Source organism: Ohtaekwangia koreensis, from assembly GCF_900167975.1.
GTDB classification, from domain to species: Bacteria; Bacteroidota; Bacteroidia; order Cytophagales; family Cyclobacteriaceae; genus Ohtaekwangia; species Ohtaekwangia koreensis.
The window spans coordinates 514,451-538,173 of record NZ_FUZU01000004.1; the positions used below are offsets into that span (position 1 = coordinate 514,451).

The window sequence follows — 23,723 nt, forward strand, 5'->3', positions numbered from 1 at the left end:
AAAATCGTTTTAAAATGCGAGAAGAAATTTCTCTTTTGGTGTATGATTTGTATGCTCACCCCAGTTGATGGACAAGATCTGTTGTATGGCCATTTTCAATTGTGCGAATGACCCCGGCTTGCGCACATAATAATTTGCTCCGGATTCATATACTTTATCTACAGAATCGCTCTGTGCAGATGTTGAAAAAATAACGACTGGAATATTTTTCAGCTTATGCGTTTCTCCGTATTTCCTCGAGGCATTCAAACCCGTTTTTACGGGGCATATTCAGATCCAGAAATATAACATCGGGAGGCGGAGGCACAGTCTCTTCCAGCTTACCCATCAATTCCATTCCATCTTTGGCAGTAGTGAGCTGAGTACGGGTACAAATCTCACGAAGTGCATCCTGAAACAGCAAACAATCGTCATCATCATCGTCTGCCAGAAAAATGGATTTCGCTTGGGCTATAGTCATGTTTTAAAATACAAATTTATAGATAGATATCTAACCGATGTTTATACCAATGTGAAATATAGTTATGTCGTTACTGTTCTTTTTATTTTCCGTGTCCTGCCTTTCATTAATGCAATGATGTCGTCTTCAGAGGCAAATATACCGTGAATGTTTACTACATGTTTGGCAAGCCTGGTATAGTCTTTCTTCATCAGATACCACCAGATGTGCAGAAAATGAATGCCTTCAAAAACCAATGCTTTGTTATCAGCATATGCCTGTAAATTTGTTTGCAGATGCTCGGGATGAAGTGTCCAATGCATGCTTGGTTTTATATGATGGCTGATGTGATAACCATCATTCCAGCACTTATGGTTATAAGGTGTATTGATACAGGTGATACTGTTTTTATAAAAATTCTCAGGGTCGGCTTCATCAATAAAAGAATGCTGCGCCCAGTTCCCTACCATCATGATAATTCTTGAGATCAGCAACGGTAATAAAAACACCATTACTGTTGCCTGCCAGCTTACCAGGCAGAGCAATGCGCATACTCCGAAAAAAGCGAGTTCACCGCGAATAACTCTATTCCGTAAGGCCAGTTGACTACGTTCATTGAAGTACCATGCGAGCGATGGTATCACGGTAAAAAAGAATCGGCTGAAATATAGCAGGAAGTCACGGAGGCTATCGCGTTGATAATGCATGGTTGAACTTAAATCATTCTCCAAATTATTTTCCCGGTGATGCATAGCCAAGTGGTGGCTTGCGTACGTCTCGGGAGTCTGCCCAAATAAGGGGCCGATGATCCAGGGAAGGTATCTATTAAGCCATGCATACTGCTGATTAAAAAGTGGCCGGTGACTTGTGCAATGCAACATCAGACCAAACGGTCCTTTGAATATAAAATTATTAAAGATTATATATAGTATAGCAAAAAACCACCATACCCAGCCCGTGATAAATGGCATATATAGTAACACCGCTATCGGCAACATTGTAAATGTTATCCGAAGCGTGAGGTAAATAAAAGGAAGATCACGTTCGTCCTTTATAATTTTGAGCCAGAACCGGTCGAATGCTGTATAGGTATTGTCAGATAAAAAAACAGGGTCCCCTAATGTAAGACTTCTTACTACTGGTTTCATGCGCGATGTTTTTTGCCTATAATTAAAGTTAATGATACTCTCTGCGGTTTTACATTTTTACCCAAAAGCACCTCGTTCCTAACTCAAAGTCTTCAAAGAGAGTAAAATTTTACTCAACTTAATAATTTGACTCTGGATACGGCGGGGAATTGGAAGATAAACGCCACACTCTATAATACCTGGCCAAGACATTAAGTTTATTTATATTATTTTTGATTCATAGCTAAAAAATGCCTTCAGTCGAATGGATGCTGGTTCAAGCCGTGGCATATATTTTTACTTGAGTCAATATGCTATTTTGATAGTAATGTTAATTTAAGACCCCATTGAAAACCTTGTCAAATAAGCCGATCATTATTATAGATGACGATGAAGATGATCATTATTTTTTCCGAAAAATCTTCCAGAAGCTAAACACGCTGAACGAGCTTATTTTTTTCAATAATGCGCATGCAGCACTTGAGTATCTCAAGACTTCAGAGGAAAATCCTTTTCTATTACTTTGCGATATAAATATGCCGTTGATGAACGGACTTGAATTGCGTAAGCAAATAAATGAAGATCAGGCACTCAAACTGAAAAGCATTCCTTTCATTTTCTTTTCTACTGCGGCCAGCCGCGACCAGGTACAACAAGCATACGACTTGCATGTACAAGGCTTCTTTCTAAAAGGACAGAGTTTCGATGAAATTGAAATTACGCTGAAAGCGATCCTGGAATACTGGCGTCTCTGTAAATATCCACACGTCTGAAAATAACAAACCCCGGCAAATGCCAGGGTCTGTGTTCACAGGTTTAGGTGTAAGCTAACTAGGTATCTTTCTTAGCGTAAGAACAACAACTCTCTGTATTTTACTAAAGGCCAATCTTCATTGTCCACCAGCAACTCGAGTTTGTCTACAGCATCACGGATTGAATCAAAGTATTTTTCTTTGATCTCATCACAGTATGCTACCGCACGCTTATGTGTATCTGTAATTTTATTGATACGCTTACGATCTTCTACCATTGCGCGTACACCGTTCTTAATGGTGTCGATATGGCCAGAGATTTCGCGAATCGTTTGAACAACTGCTGCGTTGTCAACACCAAGTCCTTTCAGACCATTTGCGTTTTCAATCAACTTTGTCTGGTAAGCAATCGCAGTTGGAACGATGTGGTTCATAGCAAGATCTCCCATAACACGTGCTTCAATCTGAACACGCTTCATATAGGCCTCTTGTCTGATCTCCACACGTGCTTCTGTTTCTTTGTGCGACATTACTTCGTGCTTCTCGAATAAATCGAGCGACTCTTTAGTAAGGTATGCATCCAGTGCACGTGGTGTGTTTTTTACGTTACCAAGTTTACGCTTAGCAGCTTCTTCAACCCAACCATCAGAATATCCATCACCTTCAAAGCGGATGTCTTTTGATTCCTTAATATAGTCACGCAGTACATTTACAATCGCCAGGCGCTTCTCTTCACCTTTTTCGATTTGCTTGTTTACAGCAGCAAAGAATTTATCAAGCTGTTCTGCAACAATTGTATTCAAAGCAGTCATGGCAACAGCACAATTATCGCTTCCACCTACTGCACGGAATTCAAATTTATTTCCTGTAAATGCGAATGGTGATGTACGGTTACGATCTGTAGCATCAAGTATGATCTCAGGGATCTGATCGATACCAAGCTTCATGTACATGTTATCACCTTTCTCGATCTTTACATTTCCTTTCTTCTCAAGCTCATCCAGTACAGCGGTCATTTGTGAACCGATGAACACAGACATGATTGCAGGAGGCGCTTCGTTAGCACCCAAACGGAAATCGTTCGCTGCAGTAGCTATACTTGCACGCAACAAGTCACCGTAAGAATGTACAGCCTTAATGGTTGTTACAAAGAATGTAAGGAACATGAGGTTGTCACGAGCACTGCTGGTAGGAGCATACAAGTTTACACCTGTATCAGTGATCAATGACCAGTTGTTATGTTTACCACTTCCGTTCAAACCTGCGAAAGGTTTTTCATGGAAGAGAACTCTCAGGTTATGACGATCGGCTACGCGTCCCATCACATCCATCATCAACTGATTGTGATCGTTGGCTACGTTTACTTCTTCAAATAAAGGTGCTACTTCAAACTGGCTTGGAGCCACTTCGTTGTGACGTGTACGTACCGGGATTCCCAACTTCCATGCTTCGATTTCAAAGTCTTTCATGAAATCATAAACACGTGACGGAATTGATCCGAAGTAGTGATCCTCCATTTGCTGTCCACGTGCAGGAGCATGTCCGAATACGGTGCGGCCCGCCATCACGAGATCAGGGCGAGCATCGAAGAGAGCTTTGTCTACTACGAAGTACTCTTGTTCAGCACCCAACGATGCCACTACATGTTGAATATCTTTATCGAAAAGTTGGCAAACTTTAGTCGCTGCAAGATCAACTGCTTTTAATGCTTTTAACAAAGGAGCTTTTGTATCCAATGTTTCACCAGTATAGGAAACAAATACAGTAGGGATACAAAGTGTGCGGCCATATACAAACATTGGTGATGTAGGATCCCATGCTGTATAACCACGTGCTTCAAATGTACTGCGGATACCACCGCTTGGGAATGAAGATGCATCCGGTTCTTGTTGAACCAATTCGCTTCCTTTAAATCTTTCAATGCCGGCAAGTGCATCAAAGAATGAATCATGCTTCTCAGCAGTTCCACCCGTCATAGGTTGAAACCAGTGTGTGAAGTGAGTTGCGCCTTTGGCCATTGCCCAGGCTTTCGCTGCAGATGCTACTGCATCGGCCGTTACTTCATCAATTTTTTCGTGGTTCTTAATAGCCTGGCTTACTTTCTTATAAAGTGCCGGGGCCAGGGTAGCGCGCATTTGCTCCGGACCATACACATTCTCTCCAAAAAATTTGGATACGTTCGTGCTGGGTAGATCTGCATGCACGCGAGTACGTTCGCTCAATTTTTTAAGAGCTTCAAATCGTAGTTGCGCCATAGGTGGTCGAAATTTTTTGTTGTAGTTGTTCAAATCTATTGTATTTTTTGAGACAGGACTCAAAATCAACCCATAATTTTAACATTTTGTTAAGAACACGTTTGCAACTGGTTAATTTTTAAACTAACGCGGTAATTTTTTTAAATTCTGATTTACCAATGCGTTAATTCCAGCCTGTGTTTTTAACACACAATCCACTTTTTCTTAAACCACGTTTCAACTAGCCGTTACCTCTGATTTTTATACATGACTTACGTTTGGGGGCAAATGACAAAGCCCGTAAAAACTTCATTCATTGCCTCCGAACTTTCCATCACCCGCCCCTATAGACTGGTTCTGATCTTCCTATTTATAGCTTCACTATGCGTTGATAAAGGAATGGATGTTCTATGGATCAACGGACACTATACTGTTTGGCTCGATTCGTTTTTCAAAACGATCACTAACCTCGGTGACGGATTGATCTTTATACCGATTACGCTTCTGGCATTGTTCATTCGCTTTCGGTATGCGATTGCTGCGGTCGCGGCTTCAGTTGCCCACGGTCTGCTAATCAGTTTATTCAAGCGTCTTTTGTTTCCGGGACTTGAGCGACCACGAAAGTTTTTAGGAGATGACCTCATCCATTTTGTATCCGGTATAGATGTACACAATGCCAATTCATTTCCTTCGGGACATACTGCTACTGCATTTTGTGCAGCATTGTTCCTTGCCTTGCTATCGCGAAATAAGGTGATTGGAATTTTTGCTTTACTCCTTGCTACGCTGGTAGGATACTCCAGGATATACCTTGCACAACACTTCCTGATTGATGTAGCCGCTGGTGCCGTAATTGGTTCGTTTACAACATATATAGCCTGGCAGATTGTAGAATTCAACACCTTACCCGCGTGGATGAATCGAAAGCTGAATATACCCTCTGCCTTCACCAACCATAAATCTCAAACACTACGTTTAAAGGTGAAACGATAAAATAAAACTATATACTGATATCACCGGTTCTTCAGCAACACCGTAACCGGTCGCTCAAAGAGGTCTTTACCTTCATACACCACCTGAAAGTTTTCACCAGCGAGTTCAGCTATATGTCGCTTTTGTGTTACAATGTAGAATTGATCATGCGCATTGGCATAATCGTGAAGTGCTGCCGGTGTTTCAATTTTATTTACAGGTTTCTGAAAATAGAATATATAGGCAGGATTGAAATCCTTATATCCTACAACAGGTATTTCAGTGTGTTGGTTGAAATGAGCAACACTTTGCGTAACCGGATTGCGCTCATCAATTTCAGGAAAAGCGCTATAAAAAAAGATCATCAGAAAAACTACGGCCGTGAGGGTATAGATATAGAGCGCTGTGTCAAGGTCTTTTTTCCAGAGATATACCAGGGCTGCACCGGCCCCTAAAGGAAGGAGTACAAAATAGACTGCCAAACTGGAAAGGTCTTTAAGATTACTCTCGGCCTGTAAAGCAAACCACACACCGAAAGGAATCGCTAACGCTATTATTAAATATACCAGGGCATTGATTCGAAGCTTAAGACGCTTGACCTTCCCTTTCTTCTGCACCCAATAAAAAAAGTAACCGAGTAGTATAGCAAAGAAAGGCACAGCCGGCTCCGGGTAGCTGGGAAGTATAGTGCGGGAGAAAGCAAAGAAGATAACAACGACCGTCATGGCTATAAAACAAAACTGAACAAATGCGTCTTTCCGCTGCTCTTTCCAGATCATTCTAAGCGCTTGTGGGAAAAAGAATGAGAACGGCATTAACGCTCCGATCACAATGACAACGGATGCAAGTGGAAATCCTCCGTGGCCTTCCATGGAAGATGTAAAGCGATTTACATTGTGCTTGAAGAAAAATTGTTCGAGCCATGCTCCTTGTGTCTCCACACCTACCGCTATATACCAAGGCAGTACAATCACCAGAAAAAGCAATGTACCCTGAAATAGTTTTAGCTGCATCAATGTTTTCCATTTAAAGTTACGTTGTGCGAACAGGAAAATCAGTACAAGCAAACCAGAGAATATAACCGCCACGGGACCTTTCGCCAATGTGGCCAAGGCTATTGCAGCATAAAATATATAGTAGTAATTATGCTTCTTCTCCACATAAGCATATATAAAGCTTAACCAACCCAGTGTCATAAAAAAGATCAGGTAAGGATCAGGCACCGCCAAATGAAACTGAACGGCCAACTGCAATGAAGACACCAGTATCATGCCTGCATAAAAGGCAGCATCTTCATGAATCATTGTTCTGCAAAAAAGAAATACGACCAATACCGTAAGAATGCCCATTACAGATGAGAATATACGGGCGCCAAACGGTGTTATTCCCACTATACTAAATCCTGCCTTCATAAAATAATAGTGCAGCGGTGGTTTATCCGTACGCAGCGCTTCATTAAACGTGGGTACTACCCAATCTCCGCGTTGATACATTTCCATGGCACAGCCGGCATTTTTGGCTTCGTCAAGTATATAGATAGAAGTCCCCCATATATTAGCAGTATATACTACCGCAGCCAGCGCAAGCAGCAGCACGAGATTTTTATTCATTCAAAATGTTTTAACTATAATATAGATTGTACCAGGCTACGTATCATGTACCCATCCTTTGTAAAAGTCAGGACAAGCATATTTACACCAGTGCAATTTTAGATTAAAAAAAGATGTAGCCTGTTAAGCCGGTGTGAAGCTATCTTCATGAAATGTTAATCGCGTTATAAAGTCTGAGCAACACAAGCTTCGTTAATTTGTATCATGGAACTATCGGTAGTTATTACCTTACTGAACGAGGAGGATAACATCCGCCCTCTGTTTGCCGCTATCCGTAAAGCGCTTACACATTATGATTATGAGTTGATCCTGGTGAATGACGGATCTACAGATTCCACAGTTTCCAAAATCAAAGCGGAAGCTGATCACCGAACAAAACTTGTTTCCTTCAATCGCAATTACGGACAAACTGCTGCAATGGCAGCAGGTATCGATCATGCACAAGGCGAATATATAGTTACTATGGATGGTGATCTTCAGAACGATCCCAGCGATATACCGGCTATGTTGATGAAGTTAAAAAGTGAAGGTTGGGATGTAGTAGCAGGCAATCGAAAAAACAGACAGGATGGTTTGCTATGGCGCAGAATACCCAGCAGAATAGCAAACCGTATGATCCGTAACCTCACCGGAGTTTTCATCCGTGACTACGGCTGTACACTAAAAGTATTTACCCGTGACATCGCGCAACGCCTCGGGTTGTATGGAGAGTTGCATCGTTTCATTCCTATACTTGCTGTGTTACAAGGTGGAAAGATTGCAGACATGGATGTAAATCATCATGCGCGAATCCATGGGAAATCAAAATACGGAATTGGACGCACCTTGAAAGTTGCGAGCGATTTGATGCTGATGGTATTCTTTCAAAAGTACTTCAGAAGACCTATACATTTATTCGGCCCCATTGGAATCATATCGTTTCTGATAGGCTTCGCGATAAATTTCTATCTCCTGGTCTTAAAGATTATGGGGCAAGATATATGGGGAAGGCCTATCTTAATTCTTGGTGCTTCACTGATACTGGCGGGTATACAATTTTTAACATTTGGACTTATCGCAGAGCTGATCATGCGAACGTACTATGAGTCACAAAACAAAAAGACTTATACTATCCGGGAAGTATTTACAGGCTCAAGACCTTCGCGCATTTTAGAAGAGGAAGTATCGGTTTGAAGTGTACGCGATTTTACTTCATCAAAACGGTCGTCATATCCGGCTTGCAGCGTACCCATCCAGCGATCCCACCAAAGGAAATATAGTCCATAGTTTCCATGAAAATGCTGGTGATGCATATTATGATTAATGGAAGTATTGATCCACTTGCCTACCCTGCTTTTTGAAAATCCCTTCGGATAGAGCTCGTAGCCTAAATGTCCATATACATTATAGGTCATCATAAACAACAGAAATATACCTATGGCCAACGGGTGTACGGGAAATATGAAAGCCATGAAGGCAATAACACTCCCTTCGATCACGGCTTCCAGCGGGTGAAATGAAAATGCCGCCCATGGTGACGGGTTGGTCGACAGGTGGTGTACTTTATGGAACCATTTAAAAACACGTTTACCATGCATCCATCGGTGTGTCCAATAAAAGTAAGCATCGTGTATTACAATCATCAGAAATATACTTCCAATAAAGTATACAATGCCGTATTCATTGATATTGTAATAGGACTGTGTAAAGCGTGCGATCGGAGAAACAAAAACAATAAAGCCAATCGCTGTAAAGATGAATGACGTTAGAACGGAAAATAAAATCTCGCGCCAGTAGTCTGTGCCGGCCGGAAAGCGTTGTTGTATCTTCAACGCAAACCAGCTTCTTCTTTTAATCACGTAGTAAATCAGAAAAGCAACCGAAGCAATAATCATGTAACGCAGCAGTATAACGCTGAATAACATGTAGGGATTTTTATTGCCGGTTAACCAATCCGTGTTCATCTATAGTTTATTGAATTTTCAATCCATCTTCTGCTCCGGGTATACGATACTCGCTTACTTCAGTTTGTTCCGAACGGTCGAGGATCTCCCATTCTTCATTGAGTATAGATATAGCCTGGTGTGCGGTGAGATCGAACTGGCAAGGCACAACCGAAACATAGTTGTTTGCTATAGCCCACTCATCGTTATCTTCACCCTTGTCGAAGTTAACAAAACTTCCGGCCATCCAGAAATACCGGCGGCCATTCGGATCAAAGCGTTGATCAAATTCTTCAACCCATTTTGCATTGGCCTGACGGCAGATGCGAACGCCTTTCAGCGGTTGGCTTTGCTTGGGAGGGAAGTTAACATTTAATGCTACTCCTTTCGGCAAACCTTTATCCAAAACCTGTTTGGTAATTTTCTTTATATATTCTTCGGTATGCGAGAAGTCTGCATCATGTGAATAGTCACACAGTGAAAAACCAATCGCAGGAGTTCCTTCTATAGCACCTTCAATGGCTGCGGACATAGTGCCAGAGTATAGCACACTGATAGAAGTGTTACTTCCGTGGTTGATGCCGCTGACAACAACATCGGGTTGACGCTGGCCCTTCAACACAAAGTGTCTGGCCATCTTTACGCAATCGGCCGGTGTACCTGAACATTGATACGCTTTCACACCTTTAAACACCAGGTTCTCTTCCAAACGCAACGACTCCCCTACTGTAATGGCATGTCCCATTCCGGATTGCGGACTATCAGGCGCGACTACGAGTACATCGCCTAATTCTTTCATAACATTAATCAGTGTAAGAATTCCTTTGGAAGTGATTCCATCATCGTTGGAAACTAAAATAAGAGGTCGGGGCATATTGAAGTGTGAATATTAATATATAGTGCGTAAAGATAGTTCAGGTACCGAAGAGTGAGTTATAGTATGCCACAATTTTCGCCAGGTCGTACTTTTCATCGTACTTCAGGTGATTCGTTTTCATATACTTCTCTACTTCCTCGCCACGCTTGCCCATCAAATCAAGCAAGTCGTTTTTGTTGCCGTTGAACTCCACTATATCACCATCCTCTTCCATAAAGAAATATTTATAGACGAGCACTACGCGTGTATAGGAGCCAACATAATACGGAGAGCTATAGGTTCTGTTTTCGAGTGCTTCGCGTACGAGCAAAGTCATCTTCCCTTCTTCGAGCAATTCAAAAAAAATAGGGGCGCGGTAACCTGACTGAGTTGTAAAGGGCAATGCAAAAAACTGACGATAACGGTGAACGGTGTTATCAAATATTTCGAAGAAGAGCACTTTGCGTGCTGAGTATGCCTCTACTTTCTGATCGCGGTAGTTATACTGCAGCAGGTCTTGTTGAAGATCGTATTTTACCAATCCCTTCAATGTATCTCCCTGCAGCAAAACAATTTTGCCTTCATGCCAGAGTTCAAACGGCCATTGTTGTGCTTTGGAAGGAAAAGAGAGAACGGTAGAAATCAATACAAGACAAGAGAACATTTTCAGCGTGTAGGCCAAACGTTCCGGATAGTATGTTCTGTTCTTTTCTTTCAATGCAATCATTTAGTTCTCGCCTTCAATATAGTATGTCCAAGCTTGTCGCGCTTGGTTAACAAATAACGTTCGTTGTGTGGATTCGGTACAATCTCGATCGGAACATTATCGATAATTTCCAAACCATAGCCCATCAGTCCAACACGTTTCTTAGGGTTATTCGTAATTAGCTTGATTTTGGTTATACCCAAGTCGCGAATAATTTGTGCTCCCACGCCATAATCGCGTTCATCCATATCAAATCCAAGCTGGAGGTTTGCCTCCACGGTATCCAATCCTTGCTCCTGCAATTTATATGCCTTCAGTTTATTAAGCAGGCCGATGCCTCTTCCCTCCTGTTTCATATATAGCACTACGCCTTTTCCTTCCTGGTCAACAATCTCCATCGCTCTGTGCAACTGTGATCCACAATCACAACGGCATGAGCCGAATATATCGCCCGTTACACAGGAAGAGTGTACGCGCACCATCACCGGTTCATCTTTATCCCACGTACCTTTTACCAATGCCATGTGAACATCCAGTGTGTTGGTTTGTTCGTATGCAATTAATTTAAAGTGACCATGCTCCGTTGGCATATCCACTTCAATCTCGCGTTTGATAAGCGACTCCTTTTTCAAACGGTATTCGATCAGATCTTTAATCGATACGAGCTTCAGGTTAAAACGTTTTGCCACCTTCACCAGGTCTGGCAGACGCGCCATCGAACCATCTTCGTTCATGATTTCCACCAATACACCGGCGGGCTTAAAGCCTGCGAGTCTTGCGAAATCTATAGCAGCTTCTGTATGACCACTTCTTCGTAACACACCACCACGCTTGGCACGAAGTGGGAATATATGTCCGGGTTTACCAAGCTCTTCAGGTTTTGTTTCCGGATCAACCAGGGCACGTATAGTTTTAAAGCGATCGTGCGCTGAAATTCCGGTAGTACAACCATGACCGATCAAATCAACTGACACTGTGAATGGAGTTTCAAACACCGCTGTGTTTTTACCAACCATTAATTCGAGGCCGAGTTCTTCACATCGATCTTCATTCAAGGGAGCACAGATCAATCCGCGACCATGTGTGGCCATGAAGTTAACGATCTCGGGAGTAATACATTCAGCCGCACAAATAAAATCTCCTTCATTTTCGCGGTCCTCATCGTCCACCACTATAATTACCTTACCGTTCTTGATTTCTTCAAGGGCTTCTTCGATCGTGTTTAATTTGATGTCGTTCATGTTGTATAGTTCCCGTTATGATTTCCGCGAAGAGGAAATCGTTCTGTTACAGCTTCATTCCTGCTAGTGAATGGAAGCCTTTTTATCTCGCTCTCTTTAACAAAGACTTCGTGAAGTCTGTTCCAAATCATTTTGCAATTACAATTCCCAGTATCACCGCCAGGTCTTTTTCAGCCCCTTTCAACTGTTCATGAATCGTAAAATACTTCTCAAGGTCTTCTTCCGTTGTAGCCTGTTTCATCTGCTGCAGGTTTTCTTCCATCAGCTTTTGTATCATCCTGAATTTTAAACGCAGCACATTCGTATAGGCTACATCGTGCAATATTTCACGCTCGTGCGGAAAGTAAATATGATATTCTTCGCCCCACGATTTACTGGTCTCATATCGTGAAGTGGTTAACTCGGCTACCATGTTGCGTGCCGTAACAGAACCATGTTCCATGAAATATAGCGGATCGCGTACTTCACCACGCTCGGCTCCTTCGCGAAAAGCAAGGTAAATTTCCTTAAACACCGGATTCACAAACTCAACGTCTTCCAGTTCGGCCATCATGAAATCAATCAGGCGCTGATCATCATACGCGTTCTCGGCATAGTTCAGCAGTAAACGAATCGTTTCGCGTTCCTGCACCTGCACCATACCAGACGTATCAAGCTTCGTAGCGGTTGCCACATCCGGAAGTATATCTGCTACAGGGGCTTTTGCATCGCTGCGTGTTTTCTCCTGTTGTTGCTTTTGACGTTCTCCGATCAGGATCTTGTTAAGCTCGGTGAGCAGAACGGATTCCTGCATCTTTAGCAACTGCCCTGTTTCCTGGATATAGACCGAGCGTTTGATCGGATCAGGGATCAGCGATATACTCGTAACGATCTCGCGTATAGCTTCGGCTTTTTTTATAGGATCATGAACCGATTCCGATGCAAGCAAATCGATCTTGAATGAGATAAAATCTTTTGAGTGTGATTTGAGGTATTGCTTGAATTCGGTGCTCCCCATTTTCTTGGAGTAGCTGTCCGGATCATCACCATCGGGCAACAATACTACGCGAACGTTCAAACCACCTTTTAACACCAGGTCTATCCCTCGAAGGGCGGCCTTTATACCTGCAGCATCTCCATCAAACAGAACCGTAACATTTTCAGTAAACCTTCTGATGAGTTTGATCTGCTCCTCCGTAAATGCAGTACCGGATGAAGCCACAACATTGTCAACATCAGCCTGATGCATGGAGATCACATCAGTATAGCCTTCCACGATGTAACAAAAATCTTCTCTGCGAATGGCGTTCTTTGCCTGGAACATACCATAGAGTACATTGCTCTTATGGTATATCTCTGTCTCAGGAGAATTTATATACTTGGGCTGATCTTTTTCTTTCGTGAGGATGCGCGCACCAAACGCGATCACCTTCCCGGAAAGGTTATGTACCGGGAAAATTACTCTTCCGCGGAAGCGATCATAAAACCTGCCGCCTTCTTTTTTCACGATCAAGCCTGCCTTTTCCAGCAAGTCATCGGTATAGCCAATCCCCATAGCCTTTTTGCTCAGGTGATCCCATTCATTCAAGCTATAGCCTAACTCAAACTTTTCAAGCGTGCGATCATGAAAGCCGCGTTCGCGGAAATAACTCAGCCCTATACTTTGTCCTTCTTCGGATGTTGTGAGCGACTCTTTATAATAATCTTTCGCATAGTTCATCAGCGCATACAATCTGTCGCGATCGCTTTGCTGAAGAATATCTTCGGGTGTACGGGCTTCTTCTTTGAGATCAACCCCATATTTTTTGCCGAGATAACGAATGGCTTCGATATAGCTCATTCCCTCGTGCTCCATCACAAACGTGATGCTGTCGCCACCTTTGCCGCTGCTGAAATCTTTAAAGATTCCTTTCGCAGGAACGACATAAAAGGATGCTGTCTTTTCGTTTGTAAAGGGACTTAACGCCTTGTAATTCTGGCCACTACGTTTCAGAGACACAAAATCTCCTACCACATCAACAATGTCAACACGGCTCCTTACTTCATCTATTGTTTCGCGGGAGATCATTCTTAAAATGCTGTCCGGGCAAAGATACTTTAATCCGCCAAAGTCAAATAGTCCGGGTGCAAGAGTTTATTGTAACAGAATAAGGTTTGCGGACTCTATTATAGTACTATGGACTTATCAGACTTTCCATCTAAATTGCGCCCGTTTTCACGGATTTCGGATTTTGGTTCGAATAAATTGAATTAACGGAACTTTAATCCTGCATCTGAAATTTGACATTCTGAAATGATTACATCTGCCGACATACTGAAAGCTCTTTCTACAGTAGAAGATCCTGACCTGAAACGCGACCTGGTTACCCTGAACATGATTAAAGATGTGAAGGTTGAACCGAAAAAAGTAAGCTTCACGGTTGTACTGACAACACCTGCGTGCCCACTGAAAGAAAAAATCCGACAGGATTGTGAAGATGCTGTTGAGAAAGTAACAGGTCCGGATGTTGATATCTATATTTTAATGACGTCTTCCGTAACAACCTTACGGGACAATGCTCCGCTCCTTCCTGGCGTAAAAAATATAATTGCCATTGCCTCTGGTAAAGGTGGCGTGGGTAAATCTACGGTGACGTCTAACCTGGCCGTTGCGTTGGCACAAACCGGAGCGAAAGTAGGGTTGATCGATGCAGATATATACGGTCCATCTATACCCGTGATGTTCAACTGCGAGCATGAACAGCCCATGGTAAAACAGGTCAATGGAAAGAACATCATCATTCCGATAGAACAATATAATGTGAAGCTGATTTCTATTGGCTTCCTTGCTCCACCTGACAGTGCTGTAGTTTGGCGCGGCCCGATGGCAAGCTCTGCACTGAAACAATTTTTCAGTGATGCCGATTGGGGTGAACTTGATTACTTATTGATCGACCTGCCTCCAGGTACAAGCGATATACATCTTACCATGGTGCAGACTGTGCCTGTAACGGGTGCCGTGATTGTTACCACACCACAGAAAGTAGCACTCGCAGATGCGAACAAAGGTATGGCGATGTTCAAGCAACCGCAGATTAATGTACCGATCCTCGGTGTTGTGGAGAACATGGCTTACTTCACACCGGAAGAATTGCCGGATAATAAATACTATATCTTCGGAAAAGATGGTGGCAAGAACTTATCGGAAAAACATAACGTTCCATTTTTAGGTCAGATACCGTTGGTACAAAGCATCCGCGAAAGCGGTGACAGCGGTTTGCCTGCAGCTATGAAGGAAGGTCCAACGGCCGAAGCCTTCAAAGACCTGGCAAAGACATTGGCAAGACAGATTGCTATTCGCAATGCACAAAAGCCAACGCTGGTAACGGATGTGAAATAAAACTGCATCTGTAAATTCGATGCAGATTCGTTACCTTTAGGCAGAAGAAGAATAAAGCTGAAACAGACACCTGATGAATACGCTTGAAGAATTAGCCCAGAAGATTGAAACGTCACTGAATTCCATTCGCCCTTACCTGGAAGCAGATGGCGGCAATGTAAAAGTGAATGAGATTACACCGGAGCACGTTGTGAGACTTGAATTTGTAGGCGCTTGTGGTAACTGCCGCATGTCTACCATGACTTTTAAAGCTGGCGTTGAAGCAGCCATCAGACGCGATGTTCCCGAGATCAAAGGCATCGAAGTGATCAACCTGACGCCCATGGTAAATTAAGTACCGGCCGTTCGCTTGCGTGTATAGATTCTCGTTAACCGCTATATATATAACTTCGTTTTATTTCAAGACATGATGAGCAAGTACATTTTGCACATCATATACATTCACGGATTTATTAAACTTCTTTGTAATACTGGGATTCACTTCACTCGAAATCCAGATTTTTAATTCAGCATCCAGATCGAAAGTCCCTGCGGTTTCCACGCTGAACCTGGAAATATTCTTATAAGCAACAGACATATACTCGGTTTTACTTCCCGTTATTCCTTGCTTATCAACCAGTATAAGTCGTTTGGACGTAAAGATAGAAGTGTCACGAATCAGCTTAAAGCCGAGCTCAATTTCTTCACCTTCTATCAAAAGTTTTCCAAAATCCTTTACGAGTTCTTCTTTGCCTATTGCTCCTGCATTGCCAAGTATCGCTGAAAATAGTCCCATAGTATAGTTACGAATGTTCAATTTAAGAACAAAATTATACTACACAACAAGATCACTGAAAGTATATATTCACCAGTATACGCTCTATTCATCTTTCAAGCTATGAACAGGATTTATCCTGGCAGCCCGTATTGCTTGTGAGCCTACAGTAAGCCACGTGATGAGTAACACAAGTATACCTGTACCGATAAAATACCACCACTCCAGATCCACTTTAAAAGCGAAGCTATCCAGCCATTGTCTGACGATTAAGTAGCTGATAGGTAAGGCAATTATGATTGCAGCAAAAACAATTTTGGTGAAATCGCCTGATAACAGAACTATAATATTTACTACACTTGATCCCAATACTTTGCGTATACCAATCTCCTTGCTTCTTCGCTCGGCTGTAAAAGCTGCCAGCGCAAATAATCCCAGACATGAAATAAGTATAGCAAGCGCTGCAAAGTATCGCGACAAAACACCAATGCGTGCCTCCGCTATATATTGTGACTGATAATTGTCGTCCAGGAATTTATAATCGAAAACAAAACCAGGATTATACTTTTGATATAGTTTTTGAAGTTGTGTAATCGTTTCGTGCTCGGTGCCGGCTTTTAATTTTGCAACGATTTTATAGGTATTTAACGGCTCCAGCCTGATCGCGAAAGGTTTTACATTTGCATGAAGTGATTCAAAGTGGAAGTCTTTAACAATACCCACCACGGTTCGCTCACTGCCCCACATTTTAACAGTTTTACCTATAGGATCCTCAAGTCCCATTTGTCTAATCGCTGTTTCATTAAAAATTATCTCAGCGCTATCGGTACTTACATTCCTGGAAAAACTTCTGCCTGCGATCAGCCCCATTCCCAGTGTTTCAATCATGTCGTAATTAAAACCAACATTGCCGAATCCAATCCGGTCAGATGGAGATTTACCTTCCCACGATATATCATCCGTTGAACCAAACTGACCAATGATCGAGTTGTCCATACTTGACGCGCTCACAATGCCTGGCAGGTTTTTTATCTCGGATAGAAAAGTACCGGTGTTGGCCAGAATATTTTCAACTTTACCGGCCATATCGAAAGACAATGCATTGTCTTTGCTATAGCCTATATTTTTGTTTTGTACGAATTCAATTTGTCTGTAAACAACTAACACCGAGACTATAAATACAACGGATAACGCAAACTGGAATACGACCAATCCTTTACGAGCCCATAGTTCTCCCAACGAAGCATTGACTTTTCCCTTTAATACCGTAGCAGGATTAAACCCTGAAAGATAAAAAGCCGGGTAACTTCCGGACACTAATGCCGTGAAGATTGTGATTGCTGCTATCGACAGAAGAAGGTCTTTGCTAAAATCAAGTATAAGATGTTTACCGGTTATCGTATTGAATTGAGGAAGTAACAACTGCACAATAACCAAGGCTATAAACAATGATACCAAAGTTGTAGCCAGTGATTCGCCCAGGTATTGCCGTATTAGTATTTTACGGCTGGCACCAATGGCCTTCTGTATACCCACTTCCTTTATTCTTCGGGATGCTTTCGCTGTAGACAAGTTCATGAAATTGGTACACGCGATAACCAGTATAAATATAGCGATGATGCTAAAGAGCTTTACATATTCAATTCTTCCGCCAGTCTGTACACCATTTTCATACTTGCCGTACAGATAACCTTGTGAGTATGGTCTGATGGATAATGTGATCTCGGAGTCTTTGTATTTGTTTTTGATGAATATCGAAATCTTGCTTTCAAATTGACCGATGTTTACATCTTTCTTCAGTAGTAAGTAGGTATAGGGATCAACACTTGTCCATTCTTTTAAATGTGGATTATCAGCGAGGAATAATTCAAACGGTAGAATAACATCAAATTGAGAAGACGAATTGGAAGGTATATCTGCAAAAATACCGGAAACTATATACTGTTTGTCGTGCTGCCAGTCAACTGTTTTGCCAATGACATTGTCAGTAGTTTGAAACAGCTTTAGCGCGAGTTTTTCAGATATAACAATAGAATTCTTATCCTCTAGTACTCGATTCTTATTACCTTGAATAAGTGGATAAGAAAATATACTGAAAAAATCTTTTTCTGCATATAGCAACGTACCCTTCACGTTGTTATCATTCACAGAAAGTGTACTCTCACTATACCACGCAGGAGCAATAGCAGCAACCGCATGTTCAACCTCAGGCATTTCATCTTGTAATGCTTTTGCTAAAATACCAGGTGTAGCTTCGTTTGTGACAATGCCTTCAGAATTTTCCGAGTTACACATCACCTGGTATAACTGACCATCGTTTTCATGGAACTTATCGAAATTCAGTTCATCCTGTATCCAGAGATAGATCAGAAGTGTACACGCCATGCCAGAAGACAGACCAATTAAGTTGATAAAGAACGTGCTTTTGAATCGCTTGAAGTTTCTATACAAAAGAAGAAAGTGATGGTATAACATAAAGTTATGGCTTAGGTATATCTATACCTTACTGTCAATAGTTGTGCCATCATAAACAACGTTGATTGAATGAATTCGCGGTTTGTAATTTCACGCCTGTCCGCTTATGGGATTGGTTGTGCGCATATGGCTCAGTGCCTTGCAGTGGAGATATACCAACCCTCAAGTGCTTACGAAAATTGCCAAAGTATATAATACATAGAAGGTCAGTGCCTCTCGTTACCAACTACTGCTGGATCCGCCACCACCGGAACTGCCACCACCCCAACTCCCTCCTCCGGAGGAACTGCCACTCGATGAACCAGAACTTCCGGAGGAAGAACTCTCAACAAGCTGTGCAATAGTATACCGCGCCTTCTTCGTTTTTCCGCAAAACTTACAGGCATGAATGGATTCTCCGAAACCACTCGAAGAATAGGTAGCTTGCTCAATGGTCTGTTTACTGACAAGGCAATACGCAATGGTCTTGCATTCAGGACATGGCTGATATTTCGTGCGGTGGTTCAGGTAATGCCACATTTCTGTGGATTGGCAGTTGCTGCAGTGCCATACATCATAATCTACAGAACGTAACTGTTCTTCCATCTGCATACCTTCGCTGAGGTATATATACTCTTCTTTTCCGCGCAACTTTCGCAGCGCTCCCTGACATTGTTTGCAGTTGCGTGAATGATCCCGATAAATGCGCTTGCGTACAAGGTGATAAGGGAAATAAAAGATAAACGGAAGCGGAAAGGCCAATGCCATGAAAAACCAAAACAACTGTTGCTTCCGGATAAACTCGACAATCTCATGATACTGCTGTGCTTCTGCAAAACGATTTATCACTTTTTTCATTCGCCACAAGCGATAAAAGAGTGTCGCCATAAAATATAGGTATAGCGATGCAAAACACCAGATAGCAGCATTTTCAACGGAACTAACACCAAAAAACACAACGATACATATTGGTATACCCACAAATACTGTTAACCACACAAGGCGACTCAAGCGCATTTCAGGATACGGAGTATAGACTACTTTTTTGGAATCGGCAAAATTTCCGCTTACTGCTTTTACGATATATACTATCAGCGCAGCGGGTGCAACAAATACTGAAAGCAAGATTATAAAACCAGCCCAGTTACTGGTTGTGTCACTTTCGGGCTCTGCAAGTTCAACGGCATAGTCGGGGTTGGTTAAAACTTTTGACACTTCTTGTACCCCTGCCAGTATACCCGCATTGTAATTTTCGTTTTTAAACTCTGGCACCATCACCTCACGTTGAATGCGCTTGCAAGTAATATCCGGTAATATACCTTCGAGGCCATACCCGGTATGAAAGCGAACCGTACGTTGATCTTTTACCAGCAACACCAGTAATCCATTATCACGCTCTTTGTTTCCGATGCCCCACGCAGTGAAAAGCTCTTGTGCGAAGTCAACTATATCTTGCTCACCAATGGATTCCACGATCACGACAGCAACTTGGGCTGTCGTTTTCTTTTCAACCGAAGCAAGTAAAGTATCGAGTTGAAGAACCGTTGTGGCATCCAAAATATCATCAGGGTTTGAAACATAACTTCCATTGATAAGCTTTTGGTTCGGGATTGACTCAACCGTAGATTGTGCCGGCAACATTACCGCGGAAATCAAAAAGAATAAGGTTAGAATATATCGCATCGTTTATTTACTTACAGTTCCCTATAGCTGCACCTAAAAATCACTTCCTTTAACTTTATTGCCAGCTTTGGCAAAGAAACAATATTACAAGGCATAGTTTAAAGTACGCGGGCAAAGAAAACGCTCCAAACATCTTCTCACAGAAGGATTCCTTACACCCGTTCCAAATGTATGGTTACTCTTTGTATATTTCCCTGACAAAGTTTCGTGGCCTGGATTAAAATTGATTGTGTGAAACCTATATTCATATTAGATTTCTTCTTAAAAGTAATATCAGCGGGCTGTGTGCTTGCAGTATTATGTACACCACTACAAAGTATAGCACAGCAACGCTGTGGTGTTGTTGAGCATACAAATAACCTGCGAACAAATAAAGGTATCCCTGAAAACGATGCTCAATTTGAGCAGTGGCTTAACAATGCAACACAGCAACGGTTGAAGCGTGAAAAAAACGGAAACAAGATTCAATCTGTATATCAGATTCCTGTAGTGGTACACGTCATCCACAATGGCGAATCGGTGGGCAATGGTACAAATATTCCCGAGGCTCAGGTGCTTTCGCAGATCCGTGTATTAAATGCAGACTATCAGCGTACCAACAATGATGCAAGCAGCACTCCAGCAGAATTTCAATCGGTGGCCGGAAGCATGAGCATTGAGTTTGTGCTGGCGAAGAGAACTCCGGATGGTTTTCCAACCAATGGTATAGTACGCGTGAAGGGAACAAAATCTTCGTGGACTTCCAATGATGATGTCCAATTGAAAGCATTGAGCTATTGGCCTTCCGAAGATTACCTGAACATTTGGGTTTGTAACCTTACTGGATACCTGGGTTATGCGCAGTTTCCGGTATCAGATATAGCAGGGCTCCAGGAATACCAGGATGGATTAGCAGTAACGGATGGTGCTGTGTTTGCGTACCGCGTGTTTGGTTCCATTGAAGACGGGGCTTTTAATTTAAACTCAAAGTATAACCGGGGCCGCACGGCAACCCATGAATTAGGACACTTCTTTGGTCTTCGCCATACATGGGGAGATGATGGTGGAGCTAATAATTGCAGTGGAACCGATTATGTAAACGACACTCCCAACCAGGATATTGAAACTTATAACTGTCCGACACACCCGCAGGCATCGTGTAACGTAACCAAAATGTTTCAGAACTACCTGGACTATACCGATGATGCTTGTATGAATCTTTTTACAAAGGGTCAGGTGTCCAGAATGATTACGGTGCTGGAGAGCAGCCCACGAAGAGAATCATTGTTAACCTCACCCGGATTGCTCGATCCAAATGCTGAAGGCAACGATCTGATGATCGGAAAAGTTATTGCGCCATCGCCTGTTACGTGTAGTGACCGCGTTGTGCCTAAACTATTGATCAAAGTGAATCATAGTATAGAGACTATAACATCTTTTACAATCACCTATAGTATAAACAATGTCTCCTTAGAAAAAACATTTCCTGGCTACAACCTGGAGGAAGGTGACGAGACCGAAATATCCTTGCCAGAAATTCAATTGGCGGCAGGAGAAAATACACTTTCGTTCGAAGTAAATAAACCGAATGAAGGCATCGACATCAATCCATTCAACAACAACAAATCTACATCGGCAATCATTAATACACAGAAGGATGTAATACCACTCCGGCAAGACTTTGAACAAGCTTTTGATGAGGCGTGGACAATCGCCAATCCTGTTGGAGGAATGAACTGGCAGGCTGTTGATCTGAGTGGTAATACAGCTATATATATGAATGCCTTTACCAATACTGTGGCAAACGATGAATCGTGGTTGGTCAGTCCGGTGCTGGATTTCACATCGTCAACAGAAGCGAGCATGTCGTTCGATCTTTCGTATGCATACCGCTCCGGTAAATTTGATACATTCAAGGTGCTGGCATCAAGAGATTGTGGCACTACATTCGACATTACCTTACTGGAACTTACCGGTCCAACGATCGCTTCCCGCACGTCTACAACGGCATGGCAACCCGCATCCGCGGATGATTGGGAAGTGAATAAAAATATTTCACTTGAAGATTTCGCAGGAGAAGGTGAAGCGCGTGTTGCGTTTGTTTTCACTAATCAGAATGGAAATAATCTATACCTCGACAACGTTGAATTTTTCCAGTACGAAAATCCAATAACGGTGAGCAGCAGACTTGCTGTGTCTCCGAATCCTGCTTCCGCAGAAGTAAGCGTCAGGCTAAACTTGCCACAGCGTGAAGATGCAACCGTAACGATAACCGATGTTCTGGGAAAGATTGTCAGCAGTCAATCGATCAAGAATGGATTGAACCAGAACTTTACCTTCCAGGTATATGGAATTAACCCTGGCCTATATCTCGTGTGGGTAAAGACTTCCTCCGGCAGCTGGTCATCGCGTTTGCTGGTGCAATAACGTTGTCCTGTCTTATTATGATTATCGTTCTTCGTAAATCATTCGACTCAATACAGGCATTTCACTATCTTTCGGCAAGAAATATTTTGTAGATGCCTAAAAAGAAAAAAGTAGCCATCCTCTATGGAGGTCGCTCTGTGGAGCACGGTGTATCGGTCAATTCAGCCCGCAACATTTTTGAATTCATTGACAAGAAGAAGTTTGAACCTGTACCTATTGGTATCAGCACCACGGGCAAGTGGTATCTCACAGACGGTGTTAGCAAAAATGTAGAGAAGGGACAGCCGTTGGCTTTATTGCTGGATCCTGCCAAACCCGGTTTCATAATTCTTTCGAGTGGCGACCGCTTTAAGGTTGATATCATTTTTCCTGTTCTGCACGGCACCGATGGTGAAGACGGCAGCATCCAGGGTATGATCAAAGCGATGGATCTTCCGATGGTTGGTACCAGTGTGCTGGGCTCTTCCATGGCGATGAATAAAATTGTAGCGAAGCGATTACTGAAGGAAGCCGGACTACCGGTTACAAACTTCATGACGTTCCGTTATGATCAAAAAGACAAAATCAGTTTTAACGCGATCGCGAAAGAACTTGGTACACCGTTCATGTTAAAGTCGGCAAGCCTTGGTTCTTCTGTTGGCGTTTCGAAAGTGAAAACTAAAAATGATTTCAAGAATGCTGTGGAAGAAGCATTCAAGTATGACGATGAAATGATTGCCGAAGAGTATATCTCGGGTCGCGAAATAGAATGCGCTGTATTGGGTAACTATCCACCGGAAGCATCTTATCCGGGCGAAGTGGTGATCAGTAAAAATTATGAGTTCTATACCTTCGATGCTAAGTACGTTGACCCGGACGCTGTGCGCATTGATGTGCCTGCAAAATTACCGAAGGCTATTGCCGAAAAAATACGCAAGGCTTCTGTAAAAGCTTTCGAAGCATTGCACTGCGAAGACTTCTCACGCATCGATCTTTTCCTGGACAAAAAAGGGAATATCTATATCAATGAAATAAACAGTATCCCGGGCTTCACCAATTCCAGCATGTACCCTGTGATGTGGAAGGAACGTGGTGTTAGTTTTCCTGATCTGATTACACGGCTGCTTAACCTCGCACAAGAGCGTTACGACCGTAGTAAGCGCATCGAACGTGGTTTTCAATCCGGATTGAAATTCTGATGCTGTATATTTGCGTTAACTATCCTATCGA

General features: G+C 42.5%; 20 protein-coding genes. 7 read left to right on the plus strand and 13 right to left on the minus strand.

All coding sequences use genetic code 11. From position 1 onward, the window contains the following. Positions 1–9: 9 nt before the first annotated feature. The 3 genes from B5Y40_RS29990 to B5Y40_RS25475 form a co-directional block, all read right to left on the minus strand. Positions 10–249, minus strand: a complete 240-nt coding sequence (locus B5Y40_RS29990; protein ID WP_245840779.1) for a response regulator — start codon at positions 247–249, stop codon at positions 10–12. Then, a complete protein-coding gene (locus tag B5Y40_RS29995) occupies positions 215–460 on the minus strand; it encodes a response regulator (RefSeq protein ID WP_245840781.1) in 246 nt (81 codons plus the stop codon). The genes B5Y40_RS29990 and B5Y40_RS29995 overlap by 35 nt, the downstream gene beginning before the upstream one ends. A gap of 62 nt (positions 461–522) precedes the next feature. Continuing rightward, entirely contained in the window at positions 523–1,587 is a 1,065-nt protein-coding gene (locus tag B5Y40_RS25475; protein ID WP_079689683.1) for a fatty acid desaturase family protein, read from the minus strand. Between the two features lie 326 nt (positions 1,588–1,913). Here B5Y40_RS25475 and B5Y40_RS25480 point away from each other — a divergent pair, with 326 nt between their 5' ends. After that, positions 1,914–2,339, plus strand: a complete 426-nt coding sequence (locus B5Y40_RS25480) for a response regulator (RefSeq protein ID WP_245840784.1) — start codon at positions 1,914–1,916, stop codon at positions 2,337–2,339. 71 nt (positions 2,340–2,410) lie between these two features. Here the strand turns inward: B5Y40_RS25480 and B5Y40_RS25485 are convergent, their stop codons facing one another. After that, positions 2,411–4,573, minus strand: a complete 2,163-nt coding sequence (locus tag B5Y40_RS25485; protein ID WP_079689685.1) for a glutamine synthetase III family protein — start codon at positions 4,571–4,573, stop codon at positions 2,411–2,413. Between the two features lie 267 nt (positions 4,574–4,840). On the opposite strand from B5Y40_RS25485, the gene B5Y40_RS25490 reads away from it, so the two are divergent. Next, entirely contained in the window at positions 4,841–5,545 is a 705-nt protein-coding gene (locus B5Y40_RS25490; protein ID WP_159453813.1) for a phosphatase PAP2 family protein, read from the plus strand. Positions 5,546–5,565: 20 nt separating this feature from the next. Here the strand turns inward: B5Y40_RS25490 and B5Y40_RS25495 are convergent, their stop codons facing one another. Beyond that, entirely contained in the window at positions 5,566–7,134 is a 1,569-nt protein-coding gene (locus B5Y40_RS25495) for an ArnT family glycosyltransferase (RefSeq protein WP_079689687.1), read from the minus strand. Positions 7,135–7,338: 204 nt separating this feature from the next. Between B5Y40_RS25495 and B5Y40_RS25500 the strand changes: the two genes are divergently transcribed. Beyond that, positions 7,339–8,307, plus strand: a complete 969-nt coding sequence (locus tag B5Y40_RS25500) for a glycosyltransferase family 2 protein (protein WP_079689688.1) — start codon at positions 7,339–7,341, stop codon at positions 8,305–8,307. On the opposite strand, the gene B5Y40_RS25505 is transcribed toward B5Y40_RS25500, so the two are convergent. The 5 genes from B5Y40_RS25505 to dnaG all read right to left on the minus strand — a co-directional run bounded on the left by B5Y40_RS25505 (position 8,238) and on the right by dnaG (position 13,906). Continuing rightward, positions 8,238–9,077 (minus strand): sterol desaturase family protein, encoded by an 840-nt coding sequence (locus B5Y40_RS25505; RefSeq protein WP_079689689.1) that lies wholly within the window; start codon positions 9,075–9,077, stop codon positions 8,238–8,240. The two genes, B5Y40_RS25500 and B5Y40_RS25505, sit on opposite strands and share 70 nt — an antisense overlap. A gap of 7 nt (positions 9,078–9,084) precedes the next feature. Further along, positions 9,085–9,930: a 5'/3'-nucleotidase SurE gene (gene surE, locus B5Y40_RS25510; protein WP_079689690.1), complete on the minus strand. Its 846-nt coding sequence runs from the start codon at positions 9,928–9,930 to the stop codon at positions 9,085–9,087. A 40-nt stretch (positions 9,931–9,970) separates the two neighbouring features. Continuing rightward, a complete protein-coding gene (locus B5Y40_RS25515) occupies positions 9,971–10,639 on the minus strand; it encodes a hypothetical protein (protein ID WP_079689691.1) in 669 nt (222 codons plus the stop codon). Then, a complete protein-coding gene (locus B5Y40_RS25520; protein WP_079689692.1) occupies positions 10,636–11,859 on the minus strand; it encodes a bifunctional 3,4-dihydroxy-2-butanone-4-phosphate synthase/GTP cyclohydrolase II in 1,224 nt (407 codons plus the stop codon). The genes B5Y40_RS25515 and B5Y40_RS25520 overlap by 4 nt, the downstream gene beginning before the upstream one ends. 127 nt (positions 11,860–11,986) lie before the next feature. Then, positions 11,987–13,906 (minus strand): DNA primase, encoded by a 1,920-nt coding sequence (gene dnaG / locus B5Y40_RS25525; protein ID WP_079689693.1) that lies wholly within the window; start codon positions 13,904–13,906, stop codon positions 11,987–11,989. 225 nt (positions 13,907–14,131) lie between these two features. Here dnaG and B5Y40_RS25530 point away from each other — a divergent pair, with 225 nt between their 5' ends. Both B5Y40_RS25530 and B5Y40_RS25535 read left to right on the plus strand, forming a co-directional pair. Continuing rightward, positions 14,132–15,217: an Mrp/NBP35 family ATP-binding protein gene (locus B5Y40_RS25530; protein ID WP_079689694.1), complete on the plus strand. Its 1,086-nt coding sequence runs from the start codon at positions 14,132–14,134 to the stop codon at positions 15,215–15,217. A gap of 73 nt (positions 15,218–15,290) precedes the next feature. Next, complete coding sequence (locus B5Y40_RS25535; RefSeq protein ID WP_079689695.1) at positions 15,291–15,551, plus strand: NifU family protein; 261 nt, start codon at positions 15,291–15,293, stop codon at positions 15,549–15,551. Positions 15,552–15,611: 60 nt separating this feature from the next. Here the strand turns inward: B5Y40_RS25535 and B5Y40_RS25540 are convergent, their stop codons facing one another. From B5Y40_RS25540 to B5Y40_RS25550, 3 genes are all read right to left on the minus strand, one after another. Continuing rightward, complete coding sequence (locus B5Y40_RS25540; RefSeq protein ID WP_079689696.1) at positions 15,612–15,992, minus strand: PH domain-containing protein; 381 nt, start codon at positions 15,990–15,992, stop codon at positions 15,612–15,614. Between the two features lie 84 nt (positions 15,993–16,076). Further along, entirely contained in the window at positions 16,077–18,446 is a 2,370-nt protein-coding gene (locus tag B5Y40_RS25545; RefSeq protein WP_079689697.1) for an ABC transporter permease, read from the minus strand. Between the two features lie 219 nt (positions 18,447–18,665). Then, positions 18,666–20,081 (minus strand): TPM domain-containing protein, encoded by a 1,416-nt coding sequence (locus B5Y40_RS25550; RefSeq protein ID WP_159453814.1) that lies wholly within the window; start codon positions 20,079–20,081, stop codon positions 18,666–18,668. Positions 20,082–20,339: 258 nt separating this feature from the next. Here B5Y40_RS25550 and B5Y40_RS25555 point away from each other — a divergent pair, with 258 nt between their 5' ends. Together B5Y40_RS25555 and B5Y40_RS25560 are read left to right on the plus strand one after the other, a co-directional pair. Further along, positions 20,340–22,514 (plus strand): T9SS-dependent choice-of-anchor J family protein, encoded by a 2,175-nt coding sequence (locus B5Y40_RS25555; protein ID WP_143785941.1) that lies wholly within the window; start codon positions 20,340–20,342, stop codon positions 22,512–22,514. A 92-nt stretch (positions 22,515–22,606) separates the two neighbouring features. Further along, on the plus strand, positions 22,607–23,692 hold the full coding sequence (locus B5Y40_RS25560) for a D-alanine--D-alanine ligase family protein (protein ID WP_079689700.1): 1,086 nt from the start codon (positions 22,607–22,609) through the stop codon (positions 23,690–23,692). Positions 23,693–23,723 lie beyond the last annotated feature (31 nt).

Coding starts and splice junctions, on each gene's coding strand:
- B5Y40_RS25490 (WP_159453813.1), top strand. CDS start 4,841: ATGACAAAGCCCGTAAAAACTTCATTCATTGCCTCCGAACTTTCCATC.
- B5Y40_RS25500 (WP_079689688.1), top strand. CDS start 7,339: ATGGAACTATCGGTAGTTATTACCTTACTGAACGAGGAGGATAACATC.
- B5Y40_RS25515 (WP_079689691.1), bottom strand. CDS start 10,639: ATGATTGCATTGAAAGAAAAGAACAGAACATACTATCCGGAACGTTTG.
- dnaG (WP_079689693.1), bottom strand. CDS start 13,906: ATGATCTCCCGCGAAACAATAGATGAAGTAAGGAGCCGTGTTGACATT.
- surE (WP_079689690.1), bottom strand. CDS start 9,930: ATGCCCCGACCTCTTATTTTAGTTTCCAACGATGATGGAATCACTTCC.
- B5Y40_RS25520 (WP_079689692.1), bottom strand. CDS start 11,859: ATGAACGACATCAAATTAAACACGATCGAAGAAGCCCTTGAAGAAATC.
- B5Y40_RS25505 (WP_079689689.1), bottom strand. CDS start 9,077: ATGAACACGGATTGGTTAACCGGCAATAAAAATCCCTACATGTTATTC.
- B5Y40_RS25560 (WP_079689700.1), top strand. CDS start 22,607: ATGCCTAAAAAGAAAAAAGTAGCCATCCTCTATGGAGGTCGCTCTGTG.
- B5Y40_RS25485 (WP_079689685.1), bottom strand. CDS start 4,573: ATGGCGCAACTACGATTTGAAGCTCTTAAAAAATTGAGCGAACGTACT.
- B5Y40_RS25540 (WP_079689696.1), bottom strand. CDS start 15,992: ATGGGACTATTTTCAGCGATACTTGGCAATGCAGGAGCAATAGGCAAA.
- B5Y40_RS29995 (WP_245840781.1), bottom strand. CDS start 460: ATGACTATAGCCCAAGCGAAATCCATTTTTCTGGCAGACGATGATGAT.
- B5Y40_RS25475 (WP_079689683.1), bottom strand. CDS start 1,587: ATGAAACCAGTAGTAAGAAGTCTTACATTAGGGGACCCTGTTTTTTTA.
- B5Y40_RS25535 (WP_079689695.1), top strand. CDS start 15,291: ATGAATACGCTTGAAGAATTAGCCCAGAAGATTGAAACGTCACTGAAT.
- B5Y40_RS25545 (WP_079689697.1), bottom strand. CDS start 18,446: ATGTTATACCATCACTTTCTTCTTTTGTATAGAAACTTCAAGCGATTC.
- B5Y40_RS25530 (WP_079689694.1), top strand. CDS start 14,132: ATGATTACATCTGCCGACATACTGAAAGCTCTTTCTACAGTAGAAGAT.
- B5Y40_RS25495 (WP_079689687.1), bottom strand. CDS start 7,134: ATGAATAAAAATCTCGTGCTGCTGCTTGCGCTGGCTGCGGTAGTATAT.